The organism is Leclercia sp. GLN_9, assembly GCF_043105735.1.
GTDB classification, from domain to species: domain Bacteria; phylum Pseudomonadota; class Gammaproteobacteria; order Enterobacterales; family Enterobacteriaceae; genus Enterobacter; species Enterobacter adecarboxylatus.
Genome location: NZ_JBICLV010000017.1, coordinates 783,153 through 795,475, shown reverse-complemented (window position 1 = coordinate 795,475; position 12,323 = coordinate 783,153). Strand labels below are relative to the sequence as shown.

Sequence of the window (12,323 nt, the reverse complement as noted above, 5' to 3'; positions counted from 1 at the left end):
GCCGGAAGAGGCTATCCGGCAACAGATGACAATATCAGAAGGTTTCCCAGTTATCCCCATCGGCAACGGCCGGGCGCAGCGGTGCGGCAGCGGTCACCGGTGCGGCTTTGTTGCTGCTGCGGCTCTGGGTCATCCCGTGCAGACGGAAGGTGCCGACCGCTTCGGTCAGGCGGGCAGCCTGATCTTCCAGCGAGGCTGCCGCGGCAGAGGCCTCTTCCACCAGCGAGGCGTTCTGCTGGGTGACTTTATCCATCTCCGAGATCGCCTGGCTGACCTGCTCAATACCCCGGCTCTGCTCGTCGGAGGCGGCCGCGATTTCCAGCATGATGTCGGTAACACGTTTAACCGCTTCCACGATCTCGCTCATGGTGTTGCCTGCGGCGACCACTTCACCCGATCCCTGGTCAATGAGCGACACCGATTCGCTGATCAGCCCCTCAATCTCTTTCGCAGCATTGGCACTGCGGCTGGCCAGCGTACGCACTTCGCTGGCGACCACGGCAAACCCGCGTCCCTGCTCACCGGCACGGGCCGCTTCTACCGCGGCGTTCAGCGCCAGGATGTTGGTCTGAAAAGCGATGCTGTTGATCACCGCGGTGATCTCAGAGATTTTCTTCGAGCTGCTGGAGATATTCCCCATGGTTTTCACCACACCGGACACCATCTGGCCGCCGCGGCTGGCTTTACCGGAAGCATCTTCCGCCAGTTTGCTGGCATGATGCGCGTTGTCGGCGTTCTGTTTCACCGTCGCGGTGAGCTGTTCCATGCTGGCTGCGGTCTGCTCGATGGCAGCGGCCTGCTGTTCAGTACGTGATGAGAGATCGGTGTTACCCGCAGAGATTTCGCTGGTCCCGCGATAGATCTCTTCCGCGCCCTGACGCACGGTGCCTACGGTCCCCACCAGCGAACGCTGCATGGTTTGCAGGTCGTGGGTCAGACGGCCAATTTCACTGCGTCCGGTCTGATCCTCGGCCAGCGTCAGATCGCCTTTGGCGATATGTGCAATGCGATTCGCTGCGCGTTGCAGCGGGTTAATCACCGTGCGACGCAGCACAACAAAGGTGATCACCGTCAGCACCAGCGCCAGACCAAAGGCACCGACCATGAACATCAGACCCATTTGGGTGCGGGTATGCGCCTGTTCAGTCAGCATATTGGCACGGTCGGTACGGATCTTGATCGCCTTGAGCAGAACCACGTTATAGGCATCATCCAGCGGACGCGCCGACTCATTTTCATGGTTGATGATGGCTTCAAACATGCCGTTTTTGGCATATTTCAGCATCGGCTTCATGCCATCAATATAGGCCTGGTAGCTCGTTTTCAGTTCGCCATCCAGCGCTTCATCCGCCGGGGTGCGCACACCACGATCCATATAAGCGGCAAAGCCCGCCTGGGATTGTGTAATACGTTTCTCTGCTTCCGCGATGTTCTCTTTCATCGCATCCATTTCCGCAATACGGCTGGCCGCACCCGCATGGATCATATTGATACGCGCCGTGCGCAGGTGGTTAGAGCTGTTTGATAACCCGGTACGCACCTGAATTTCAGCAGTTACATCCCGCAGATCGTTATCGGCCTGCAGTAAAAAATAGCCTGCCAGCCCGGCGCTCAGGGCAAACAGCAAAATAATGCCACCCAAAATCGAGGAGAAAAGTGGAAGCAGCCTGATGTGATGCAGGAAGCCCAGCTTATGTTGCGCCCGAACTGTTGTTGTTTTGTCCATAGCCGTTGACTCTCTCATAGGTAAGATGCGTGGAAACACGCCTGTAAAGTAGTCATCGGCACTGCACTGAATTTAATTACGGCTAAAATCGCAACACTGGTCACACTTTCGCAATGATTTTTAAAGAAATGTCGTCCCGCTGCCCCTGAAGGCGCAGCGGGAGAAAGATTTGATCAGTTATCGCCGAAATGGATAACGGTACGGATGGATTTACCTTCGTGCATCAGATCGAATGCTTCGTTGATCTGGTCCAGCGGCAGACGGTGGGTGATGAACGGATCGAGCTGAATTTTACCCGCCATCGCATCTTCTACCATGCCCGGCAGTTGGGTGCGGCCTTTGACGCCGCCAAAAGCGGAGCCACGCCAGACGCGACCGGTAACCAGCTGGAACGGACGGGTCTTGATCTCCTGCCCGGCCCCGGCCACGCCGATGATCACGCTTTCGCCCCAACCCTTGTGGCAGCACTCCAGCGCTGCGCGCATCACGTTGACGTTACCAATGCACTCAAAGCTGAAATCGACGCCACCGTCGGTGAGTTCAACAATCACCTCCTGCACCGGCTTGTCGTAGTCGTTCGGGTTGATGAAATCGGTCGCGCCCATTTCACCCGCCAGTTTGAATTTTTCCGGGTTGGTGTCCACCGCCAGAATACGTCCGGCTTTCGCCTGAACCGCACCCTGGATAACCGCCAGACCGATGCCGCCCAGACCGAATACCGCAACGGTATCGCCCTCTTTTACTTTAGCGGTGTTGTGTACTGCGCCAATGCCGGTTGTGACACCGCAGCCCAGCAGACAGACCTTATCCAGCGGTGCCTGTGGGTTAACTTTTGCCAGCGAGATTTCGGCGCAGACGGTGTATTCGCTGAAGGTGCTGGTGCCCATGTAGTGATAGATCGGCTCGCCGTTGTAGGAGAAACGGGTGGTGCCGTCCGGCATCAGGCCTTTACCCTGGGTGGCGCGAACCGCCTGGCAGAGGTTGGTTTTGCCGGATTTACAGAACTTACACTCGCGACACTCTGCGGTGTACAGCGGGATAACGTGGTCGCCCGGCTGCAGGCTGGTAACGCCCTCGCCGACTTCCACCACCACGCCGCCGCCTTCATGGCCGAGCACCGCCGGGAAAACGCCTTCCGGATCATCACCCGACAGGGTAAACGCATCGGTGTGGCACACGCCGGTGTGGGTGATTTTGACCAGCACTTCGCCTTTCTTTGGCGGTGCCACATCAATTTCAACGATTTTCAGCGGCTGGCCTGGGCCAAATGCAACAGCAGCACGTGATTTCATCTTGCTTTCCTTTTAGTGATGTCAGGTTTTTATTTTAGATAAGAGCGCAGCAAATGACCGACTTCTGCCATTCTGACGGCCCGCTGATCGGCGGTGGTCTCGCCCGTCACCAGCTCATCTTTGAGGTGAATTTCAACCATCTCGCCCATTAACCCGTTTGCCGCCCCGCGCACTGCGGCGATTTGCTGGAGGATGGCAAGGCAGGGTTCGCCGGATTCGAGCGCCCGCTCCAGGGCATCGACCTGCCCGCGAATGCGGCGCACGCGCGTCAGGACACGTTTTTTATCTTCAGGTGAATGTGGCATAGAAGAGGCTCCTGGATACTGTAGGGGGGTATACTATTTTATTTTGCAGAGGTCTGTAAACGACAATGTTTGTGGGGTTGTGACTAAGGTTGTTATTGGGGTTGTGACTAAGGTAGTTATTGGCGTTGTGACTGGAGGGGCAGACTGGATGACACTTCAGGAGAGGTCACTGCCCTTGTTAAGGGCAGTTTGCGCGAACATTAATGCTTAAATATCATCCCGCGTAAAACCGACAACAATTTCAAGCGTATTTCGGATTACATCGGCAGCCTCTTGATCCGTCGTTTGTTCAAGCGCGTAAATCAACTGGAGAATAATTTGTTTATTGGTCAGGTTATCTCCACTGAGAATAATACATCTTATTGCTGAACCTAAGACGGCAGACTCAACGGATAAGGCACCGCCAGCTGAACTGAAGTACGATGCCAGCGCCTGATCCTGGAGTGCATTGAAATGCTGTGTGTGCTGAGAAATATTGGTTTTCATATCATTCACTCAAAGATTAGTGTTTTTTATCGTATTAATGCTGTTTAGGATTCACCGCCAGATACTGCATGTTACTGATAAAACTCTTTTTTATGACGTCAGAATGCATGCTTTCGCTGGACTTGACCTTTTGGTCCACCTCTGCGACTGCCGCCGATAAGGCGCTACGTCTTTCAGTATCACGTTCTGTACTGGCCATTTTCTTCAATTTAATGGCCAGAGACTTAAAATTTATTGGACCGTTGTCTTTTAAAATTAATAAAACAGCCTCACCAATAAGATCGTCTTTTAGTTTTTCAAATCTCGTTCTATGCATAACTTTTCTCACATTGCTATTGAGCTAAAGCAGCACGTTACGTGTTATCGCTCAAAAAAAAGACTGATTAGCGCATTATAGTGCGCTATTTCTGCTTCATCTTCCGTCTGTTCCACGCGCCGTAATAATTTGGTACAGATAGCCAGTCGGCTCAGATTACGTCCTTCATTCAGAATCTCCCCTACGATTAAACCCAGCGTCTCCTGCTGACTACGCATATGGGCTTTATTAAAGTAGGCCGTGATTGCCTGGGCTGAACTTTGGCGCGAACTGTAACCTCGCATAGATGCTCCGTGCTGATGGTGAGAGTTTTAAACATATGCAAAAAAAATATACCAATTTGCGATAGTTGTACACACCAGCTGTACAACTTTGTACGCTTTTAAATGGCGCTCTATGTGGATTTTTTAAAAAACTCAAAATAAACAACAACTTAAAATGAGAATATATTTTAAGATTTACAAAAATATTTTATCCAGGTTTTTATGAGTCAAATTTAAGTATTACCCATAAAACCGGGAACCTTGCCTCAAAATAAACCTTCCAACGCGTCCTGAACTTCAGTTTTAAAAACTCTGCCTAATTACGCCTGACATCCAGCCACCGCAGTCTATGCCTGTATACGGTTGTCAGGCGCAATTCTTTGCCTTATACCGGCCTGATATTCTGATTCATCCTGAACAAATTTGTCGGGTCGTACTTGCTCTTCAGCTCCACCAGCCGGTTCCAGGTGGCGCCATACGCGAAGGCAATACGGTCGGTCTCCTCCTGGGTGAGAAAGTTGATGTAGGCCCCGCTGCTGGCAAACGGCTGGGATTTCGCAAAAAACTCCCGTGCCCAGGCGATGCAATGCTCATCCTCGGCGGCGGTTTCCCAGCGGCCGTGCACGTTCAGCACGTAGTTCGCGTCCCGGCTGGAGTACGCCATGGCCTCGGGCATAATGCGGGTCGTCTGGCCGCCAATCGTTCCGATGAAGATCTCGCAATGCGGTGACGGCAGTCTGGCCGCGTATTCGACAATGGCATCGATTACGCTGTCGCTGATGTGCACGAAGTTATGCGACTTCCAGTAATTACGCGCGCCTTTCGCCAGCAGGGGATCGAATGCCTGCTGCCAGGCGACATAAGGCTGCACGCCAACGTGTTCGCCAATCACCGTGCCGAACCCGCGCAGCGGATCGATAAGTTGCTCCCCCATTTCAGGATGGCCTACATAGCACAGGGCAAGCGCTACCATCTCTTTGCCGTGAAACGTGTCGGGCAGGAAAGGCAGCGGCGGTGCTTTGCGCGTGACCATCCACACGTTGAGTTCTTCCGGCATCGTACAGGTGAAGCGGGCAAACTGCGAAATCACCTGTTTCGCTTCATCAAAGGGAAAGACAATTAGCCCACTCAGCACATCCGGTCCAACGGGATGGAGCTGGAAGTCAAAGCGCGTCACCACGCCGAAGTTGCCTCCCCCACCCCGCAGGCCCCAGAAGAGGTCCGCGTTTTCTGATTCACTGGCGTTGAGTTGTTGGCCGTCCGCCGTAATCACTTCGGCCGAAAGCAGATTGTCGATGGTCATGCCGTACTTACGGCTCAACCAGCCGAACCCGCCGCCCAGCGTCAGGCCCGCCACCCCGGTGGTGGAATTGATACCCAGCGGCGTGGCAAGGCCATGAGCCTGCACCACCCGATCAACCTCGCCCAGGGTGCAGCCTGGTCCGACGCTGGCCGTACGGGTTGTCGGGTCCACTTGCACGTCCTTCATCAGCGAGAGGTCGATCATCAGGCCGTCGTCGCACACGGCATTGCCTGCGATGTTGTGTCCACCCCCTCGGATGGAAATCAGGAGATGTTGCGTGCGGCCAAACTGGATGGCGCGAATGACATCCTCTGTGGATCTGCAGCGGGCAATGACCGCGGGTTTGCGGTCGATCATGGCATTCCAGATCTGGCGCACGTCGTCGTAGCCGGCATCGTCCGGCAGAAGCATTTCCCCCTGGAAGTGCGTTTTGAATTCATCGATTGTGACTTTCATGATTTTCACCTGGCGTGGTTTAACCCTACTAATTATGGTGGGTTTCATGCGCCATGATGACCTGAAGGGTGATTTATTCGGGCTTGGCCGTAAGAGAGAGGATTTTCAGCATAACCTTAAAGCAGCCCCCGCGGGGATCGGTCAGACTTAACCTTTTTGTTTATAAGGATGCCATGCGATGAGACGTCTGATTACGTCGATTTTCTCCAGCCCGGAGTCGCTGCTGCAGGTCATGAGTCAGCAGGAAATTATTGAGGCCGTCGAGGACGGCGACCGTATTATTATCGATCAGGACGGCAACGCCTCGGTCAACTACAAAAGCAAAGAGGTGCGAGAGGACTTCCTGCGCCATGTTAACGCGCTGAAGAGGGCCTGATATGGGAACGGCGATATTCATGGTGCTGATGGTGTGTGGCTACTGGTACACCAGTCGCGACCTCTCCACCCGCTTTAAAATTAAGCGTTCCTTCGGCTGGGATGTCTATTTTCTGGTTGCGCTGTACGGCTGTATCTTCGTACTACAGGGCGTGATCGCCACCGGCCTGCTCTGGCTGCTCCTCCTCGGGTGCTCTTATGCTGCCAATACGTTCCACTTAATCCCGCAGGCCAACGCCAACTGGCAAGTGGATTTTATGAACTGGAGCTTTTTGGGTATCCAGGCGCCGGTAGTGGTGATGCTGGCCTTTGCCATTCTGTTTTGTCTCTATCGTTCGAACTGGGCAGGCAGCGCCAGGCTGGACGGTGAAGGCCGTAAACAGCTTTATAAGCGCCTGTCGCAATCCAGCGGTATCGAACAGTTGTTGTATCAGTGCATGGAGGAAGGCGAGCTGGCGCTGGTGACCCTGAAGTCGCGACGCATTTATGTCGGCATGATCCATACCGCGACCCTGGAATATGAAAAAACCGCCAATATCGTGTTGATCCCGATGCTCAGCGGCTATCGCGACGGTACGACGCTTAATCTGTGCATTGAGCATAATTACAGCAAGTGGTATGCCGACCACGACATCACGCTTGATTCCCAGCCACGTAGCGCGATGGCCTTCCGCAAGGTGATTATGTTGGATCAAATTGAAAGTCTTTCACTATTCGATCCTGCCAGCGCCAGCGCGCTGGATCTGGAGCAGCGTTCGGAGAAAACAGACTGATCGGTTCTTCGATCATGAAGATGGCTCATGTTGTAGTGAAATTTAGTCGCTTTCCCTCGTACAGAGGCTCTGGCATAAAAGATGCATTAACGTATTAGCAACATAAAAAGTGAAATTCGTGACAACGACGAACATCACTTTTTATGCCAGAGCCGAGGAAGTGAGATGACGATCAATAAAGACTTCACCTTTACGATTAAGCACAGTCGTTTCGATGAAAATTATAACCCCTCCGAAAACACACGTATTACCACCAACTTTGCGAACCTGGCCAGAGGCGATAACCGCCAGCAGAACCTGCGTAATACGTTAGTGATGATCGACAATCGATTCAATGCGTTAGCTCACTGGGACAATCCAAAAGCCGATCGTTATGCTGTTGAGCTGGATATTATCTCTGTCGAGATGAATATTGACTCGGAAGCGGATCGCTTCACCTTCCCGGCCATTGAAATATTAAAAACCAACATTCTTGATAAAAAAACGCACGAGCGTGTTGAAGGCATTGTCGGGAATAATTTCTCTTCCTATGTGCGGGATTATGATTTCAGTGTCTTACTGCCGGATCATAATAAACAGCAGGACGCGTTCAGCATTCCGCATGATTTTGGCGCGTTACACGGCAATATCTTTAAGCATTTTGTCAACTCACCCGCGTACCAGCAGAACTTTAACAAGCCGCCGGTCATTTGCCTTAGCGTATCCAATAAAAATGTCTATCAACGCATCGGGAATGAACATCCGGTATTAGGCATTGAATACCAGCAACAGGGTTCGTCGTTGACGGAAGCCTACTTCAAAAAAATGGGTCTGCAGGTTCGCTATTTTATGCCGCCACACAGTGCCGCGCCGCTGGCGTTTTATTTCACCGGCGATTTACTGAGTGACTACACCTTTATTGAGTTGATCGGCACCATCAGCACCATGGAGACGTTCCAGAAAATTTATCGTCCTGAGATCTACAACGCTAACTCGGTCGCCGGGCAATACTACCAGCCCAGCCTGACGAACCAGGACCACTCCTTAACCAAAATTGTTTACGATCGCGAAGAGCGTAGCCAGTTAGCGATTGAGCAGGGAAAGTTTACTGAGGAACACTTCATTAAACCGTACAAAAATATTCTTGAGCAATGGTCTGCTCAGTACGCGCTTTGATTAATTAAAACAATAAGGTCACCTGTTATGAAAACATTGCTCCCCACGTCCACTGCTGGCAGCTTGCCTAAACCGTCCTGGCTTGCCCAACCGGAGACCCTCTGGTCCCCCTGGAAGCTGGAAAATGAAGAATTAATTGCCGGTAAGCAGGATGCGTTGCGTTTATCCCTGGACGATCAGCTGCGGGCTGGCATTGATATCGTCAGCGATGGTGAGCAAACGCGCCAGCATTTCGTCACCACCTTCATCGAGCACCTGAGTGGCGTCGATTTTGAGAAGCGCGAAGTCGTTAAAATCCGTAATCGCTATGATGCGAGCGTGCCGACCGTCGTGGGTGCCGTGGCTCGCCAGAAGCCGGTGTTTGTTGATGATGCTAAATACTTACGCCAGCTCACCACGCAGCCCATTAAATGGGCGCTGCCTGGCCCGATGACCATGATCGACACCCTCTATGACAACCACTATAAAAGCCGCGAAAAACTGGCATGGGAGTTCGCAAAGATCCTCAACCAGGAAGCCAGAGAGTTAGAGGCCGCGGGTGTGGATATTATCCAGTTCGATGAGCCTGCCTTTAACGTGTTCTTCGATGAAGTGAACGACTGGGGCATCGCCGCGTTAGAGAGAGCCATCGAAGGGCTGAAATGCGAAACGGCGGTACACATTTGCTATGGCTATGGCATCAAAGCCAATACCGACTGGAAAAAGACGCTGGGGTCAGAGTGGCGGCAATATGAAGAGGCGTTCCCGAAACTGCAAACCTCTAATATCGACATTATCTCGCTTGAGTGTCATAACTCGCGCGTACCCATGGATCTGCTCGAACTGATCCGCGGTAAAAAGGTGATGGTGGGTGCCATTGACGTGGCAACCCATGCCATCGAGACGCCAGAAGAAGTTGCCAGTACGCTTCGCAAAGCGCTGCAGTTCGTAGATGCCGACAAGCTCTACCCCTCTACCAACTGTGGAATGGCGCCGTTATCCCGTCAGGTTGCCAACGGCAAGCTGAATGCCTTAAGCGCCGGGGCGGAGATTATCCGCAGAGAACTGAGCACCCGATAATCTGTCAGGCCGGGCAAGCGAAGCGCCCCCGGCCTCTCCTTTTACGCCATTTTTTGGCGTCTACTTCAGCCTTAAACCGGCATCAGGATGTCTTTCCCGATAGCCACGCTGCAATTGCCGCGCCCCTCCCCCGGCTCCTTATTAAGAGTCAGTTTAAATCTGCTGCAATAGTGCGCAGGTCTTCGCACTTAAGTTTATATCGACGTTACGTCTGTTTTTTAAGCTATATGAAACTGCCGTGCCGCTCATCGCGAAAAGCAAACATTCATTGCGTGTCGACATTTTCACTATATGAAATGAGTCTAAAAGAAGATAAGCAGAATAATGCGCAGGCTGCCCCTTCTCTGATAATTTTACGGGAAAAATACATCTGCATCAGACTGATACACTGAAATTGCACAGCGACTGGTTTCGGAAGTTGAGAGTCGTTAATCTGAATTTTTGTTATGCATTCTCGCATCTTAGCCATGCTAATAATGCGGATTACTGCGCTACCTGCCTATTTCACTCCAGGACTGATAATGAAAAGACGTTATGTCATCGCAGATGTTTTTACTGATACCCCCTTTCTTGGTAACCCTGTCGCCGTGGTATTAGATGCTGAGGGAATGAGCACCGAACAAATGCAACGGATTGCCGTCGAGTTTGGTTACAGTGAAACAACATTCGTTCTTCCCCCAGCCGACCCGGCTAATACAGCGCAGGTCAGGATTTTTACCCCTTCCCGCGAAATCCCGTTTGCCGGACATCCTAATGTCGGCACAGCCTACGTGCTGGCATATTATGCCGCACTGGAGGGCGCGCCCTTCCCTGAAACCATGCTGTTTGAAGAAATTGCCGGGCTCGTACCCGTAAAAATACTTAAAGATCACGGCGTGATTACTGGCGCTGAACTGCTTGTTCCAGAGGCATTATCCTGTCGCTCTGAAGTCAGCCCGGAAAACGTCGCCGCCTGCCTGTCTTTAGCCCCAGAGGATATTTGTACCACAACCCATGTTCCGCTTGTCGCCTCGGTGGGTTTGCCGTTTCTGATCGTCAATCTCGCCTCACGAGACGCGTTGCGCCGATGCGTGCCGAATTTACAAGGTTTTCGCCATATTTTACCGCTTGATGGTGCGGTCTCTATTTACGCTTATATCGATGAATCAGATCCTGAGACGCAATGCGATCTTCAGGCCCGCATGTTTACTCCCCGTATGACTGAGGATCCGGCCACAGGTAGTGCAACCGCAGCAGTTACGGCATTGCTGGCAACCCTCAAGGATAAAAAGCAGCTTTCATTGCATATAAGACAGGGGGTTGATATGGGGCGGGCCAGCTCTCTGTATACCCGTTACGATGGTACCTCAGACACCCCGGTGATCAACGTAGGGGGTAAAAGTGTCATTACGATGGAAGGGACATTTAAACTCTGACGCGAATGTACCGTCTGGAAAAGACTATTTCAGGGCGAGCAGTATTTTTTATTGTCTCGCCCACTTTATTGTTCGCTTGCACCGGGTTTTTAGTGGACGGGGGCGCTGAAGGTCCGCGATGAGCGAATAGCGGACATCTACCAGCTTAAACAGATGTCCGCAAAACATGTTGTTTATAAAGATAAGCAATAATCTTTGATTAATTAATCAGTAAGAACCAGCATTTAATACATATCCTTTACGAGCAGTGAGCCAGGCAAGATAAGCTAAGCCCAGAGCAATAAAGGACAGAATAGCGCCCGCCCAGTTAGGTGAGGCCAGACCAAATCCTGCGGCAATGGTTACCCCGCCAGCCCATGCTCCCAGCGCATTTCCCAGATTAAACATGCCAATATTGACCGATGCAGCCATCGTGGGGGCACCCGCCTGGCTTGCCCGTTCCATCACCAACTTCTGAATAGGCGAGACTGTCGCAAAGCCGAATGCCGCCATCAGGAATACTGACATTCCGGCAATCCACTGATTTTCCACTCCCATCCAAAATACCAGCAGTACCAGGCCCTGAGCCGCGAGGGTGACGAAAAGCGTGCCAAACAGGGAGCGATCGGCAAATCGTCCGCCAACCCAGTTGCCAACGGCAAGCCCGAGACCAAACAACACCATTAACCCCGCCACGCCGCCTTCGGAGAAACCGGCCTCCTGAACCATCATTGGGGCAATATAGGTGATAGAAGTGAAAAAGGCAGCCGGGCCGAAAATCGTAATCCCCATGACCAGCAGCACCTGCGGATCAACAAAAGCCCTAAGCTCGTTACGTAAAGCAATAGTCTTACCTTTTGCAATGTGTGGAACCAGTATGGCTACGCTTGCCATTGTTAGCAGACCGATACCAGCAATCACCCAGAATACCAGTCTCCAGCTAAATGTCTGAGCAAGCCACGTCCCGGCAGGCACGCCGAGAAGATTGGCTAATGTCAGCCCCGAAAACATAAAGGCGATGGCACTTGCCTGACGACCGGGCGCGACCAGCGATGCAGCAATTATTGAGCCTATACCGAAAAACGCTCCGTGATTAAAGGAGGTGATAATACGACCCACAACCGCTACCGCCATCGTCGGCGCGAGTGCAGTAATAACATTGCCCAGAGTAAAAATTCCCGCTAACGCGATTAGCATAGCCTTACGAGGAACTCTTGCGCCCAGCACGGTTAACAGCGGTGCGCCAACAAAGACGCCAAGCGCATAGGAGGTCGCCATCATTCCTGCTTTGGGAATACTGACACTAAGTTCTGAGGCAATTTGCGGGAGAATTCCGGCAATGACAAATTCAGTCAGACCGATACCGAATGCTCCGACAGCAAGGGCGAAAAGTGCGATAGGCATTGCAACTCCATTATCT

Annotated in this window: 13 protein-coding genes; 5 read left to right on the top strand and 8 right to left on the bottom strand. The window is 52.2% G+C overall.

What is annotated here, in order from left to right; genetic code table 11:
• Window positions 1–34 precede the first annotated feature (34 nt).
• From ACF8PE_RS14615 to ACF8PE_RS14585, 7 genes are all read right to left on the bottom strand, one after another.
• Window positions 35–1,726, bottom strand: a complete 1,692-nt coding sequence (locus tag ACF8PE_RS14615; RefSeq protein ID WP_032610926.1) for a methyl-accepting chemotaxis protein — start codon at window positions 1,724–1,726, stop codon at window positions 35–37.
• Window positions 1,727–1,899: 173 nt separating this feature from the next.
• On the bottom strand, window positions 1,900–3,018 hold the full coding sequence (locus tag ACF8PE_RS14610; protein WP_059307835.1) for an S-(hydroxymethyl)glutathione dehydrogenase/class III alcohol dehydrogenase: 1,119 nt from the start codon (window positions 3,016–3,018) through the stop codon (window positions 1,900–1,902).
• A 29-nt stretch (window positions 3,019–3,047) separates the two neighbouring features.
• Window positions 3,048–3,323, bottom strand: a complete 276-nt coding sequence (locus ACF8PE_RS14605; RefSeq protein ID WP_032610935.1) for a metal/formaldehyde-sensitive transcriptional repressor — start codon at window positions 3,321–3,323, stop codon at window positions 3,048–3,050.
• Window positions 3,324–3,530: 207 nt separating this feature from the next.
• Window positions 3,531–3,809: a biofilm development regulator YmgB/AriR family protein gene (locus ACF8PE_RS14600; RefSeq protein ID WP_032610937.1), complete on the bottom strand. Its 279-nt coding sequence runs from the start codon at window positions 3,807–3,809 to the stop codon at window positions 3,531–3,533.
• Window positions 3,810–3,843: 34 nt separating this feature from the next.
• Window positions 3,844–4,125, bottom strand: coding sequence for a hypothetical protein (locus tag ACF8PE_RS14595; RefSeq protein ID WP_051915972.1), 282 nt, complete (start codon window positions 4,123–4,125; stop codon window positions 3,844–3,846).
• A 44-nt stretch (window positions 4,126–4,169) separates the two neighbouring features.
• Entirely contained in the window at window positions 4,170–4,409 is a 240-nt protein-coding gene (gene ycgZ, locus ACF8PE_RS14590) for a regulatory protein YcgZ (RefSeq protein WP_032610938.1), read from the bottom strand.
• 364 nt (window positions 4,410–4,773) lie between these two features.
• Complete coding sequence (locus tag ACF8PE_RS14585) at window positions 4,774–6,195, bottom strand: FAD-binding oxidoreductase (protein WP_392495015.1); 1,422 nt, start codon at window positions 6,193–6,195, stop codon at window positions 4,774–4,776.
• A 130-nt stretch (window positions 6,196–6,325) separates the two neighbouring features.
• Here ACF8PE_RS14585 and ACF8PE_RS14580 point away from each other — a divergent pair, with 130 nt between their 5' ends.
• The 5 genes from ACF8PE_RS14580 to ACF8PE_RS14560 all read left to right on the top strand — a co-directional run bounded on the left by ACF8PE_RS14580 (window position 6,326) and on the right by ACF8PE_RS14560 (window position 10,924).
• A complete protein-coding gene (locus ACF8PE_RS14580; RefSeq protein WP_032610941.1) occupies window positions 6,326–6,523 on the top strand; it encodes a hypothetical protein in 198 nt (65 codons plus the stop codon).
• Window position 6,524: 1 nt separating this feature from the next.
• Window positions 6,525–7,295 (top strand): hypothetical protein, encoded by a 771-nt coding sequence (locus ACF8PE_RS14575; protein ID WP_032610942.1) that lies wholly within the window; start codon window positions 6,525–6,527, stop codon window positions 7,293–7,295.
• Window positions 7,296–7,466: 171 nt separating this feature from the next.
• Complete coding sequence (locus ACF8PE_RS14570; protein ID WP_032611020.1) at window positions 7,467–8,450, top strand: DUF1852 domain-containing protein; 984 nt, start codon at window positions 7,467–7,469, stop codon at window positions 8,448–8,450.
• 27 nt (window positions 8,451–8,477) lie between these two features.
• Window positions 8,478–9,509: a methionine synthase gene (locus ACF8PE_RS14565; RefSeq protein ID WP_117385597.1), complete on the top strand. Its 1,032-nt coding sequence runs from the start codon at window positions 8,478–8,480 to the stop codon at window positions 9,507–9,509.
• A gap of 521 nt (window positions 9,510–10,030) precedes the next feature.
• On the top strand, window positions 10,031–10,924 hold the full coding sequence (locus ACF8PE_RS14560; RefSeq protein WP_059307831.1) for a PhzF family phenazine biosynthesis protein: 894 nt from the start codon (window positions 10,031–10,033) through the stop codon (window positions 10,922–10,924).
• Window positions 10,925–11,131: 207 nt separating this feature from the next.
• Here the strand turns inward: ACF8PE_RS14560 and ACF8PE_RS14555 are convergent, their stop codons facing one another.
• Window positions 11,132–12,307, bottom strand: coding sequence for an MFS transporter (locus ACF8PE_RS14555; protein WP_032610945.1), 1,176 nt, complete (start codon window positions 12,305–12,307; stop codon window positions 11,132–11,134).
• Window positions 12,308–12,323: the final 16 nt, after the last annotated feature.

What these genes read in the sequence shown, in the direction of transcription:
- ACF8PE_RS14610 (WP_059307835.1), bottom strand. Translation starts at nt 3,018, where the DNA reads ATGAAATCACGTGCTGCTGTTGCATTTGGCCCAGGCCAGCCGCTGAAA.
- ACF8PE_RS14555 (WP_032610945.1), bottom strand. Translation starts at nt 12,307, where the DNA reads ATGCCTATCGCACTTTTCGCCCTTGCTGTCGGAGCATTCGGTATCGGT.
- ACF8PE_RS14605 (WP_032610935.1), bottom strand. Translation starts at nt 3,323, where the DNA reads ATGCCACATTCACCTGAAGATAAAAAACGTGTCCTGACGCGCGTGCGC.
- ycgZ (WP_032610938.1), bottom strand. Translation starts at nt 4,409, where the DNA reads ATGCGAGGTTACAGTTCGCGCCAAAGTTCAGCCCAGGCAATCACGGCC.
- ACF8PE_RS14595 (WP_051915972.1), bottom strand. Translation starts at nt 4,125, where the DNA reads ATGCATAGAACGAGATTTGAAAAACTAAAAGACGATCTTATTGGTGAG.
- ACF8PE_RS14585 (WP_392495015.1), bottom strand. Translation starts at nt 6,195, where the DNA reads ATGAAACCCACCATAATTAGTAGGGTTAAACCACGCCAGGTGAAAATC.
- ACF8PE_RS14600 (WP_032610937.1), bottom strand. Translation starts at nt 3,809, where the DNA reads ATGAAAACCAATATTTCTCAGCACACACAGCATTTCAATGCACTCCAG.
- ACF8PE_RS14580 (WP_032610941.1), top strand. Translation starts at nt 6,326, where the DNA reads ATGAGACGTCTGATTACGTCGATTTTCTCCAGCCCGGAGTCGCTGCTG.
- ACF8PE_RS14615 (WP_032610926.1), bottom strand. Translation starts at nt 1,726, where the DNA reads ATGGACAAAACAACAACAGTTCGGGCGCAACATAAGCTGGGCTTCCTG.
- ACF8PE_RS14565 (WP_117385597.1), top strand. Translation starts at nt 8,478, where the DNA reads ATGAAAACATTGCTCCCCACGTCCACTGCTGGCAGCTTGCCTAAACCG.
- ACF8PE_RS14575 (WP_032610942.1), top strand. Translation starts at nt 6,525, where the DNA reads ATGGGAACGGCGATATTCATGGTGCTGATGGTGTGTGGCTACTGGTAC.
- ACF8PE_RS14560 (WP_059307831.1), top strand. Translation starts at nt 10,031, where the DNA reads ATGAAAAGACGTTATGTCATCGCAGATGTTTTTACTGATACCCCCTTT.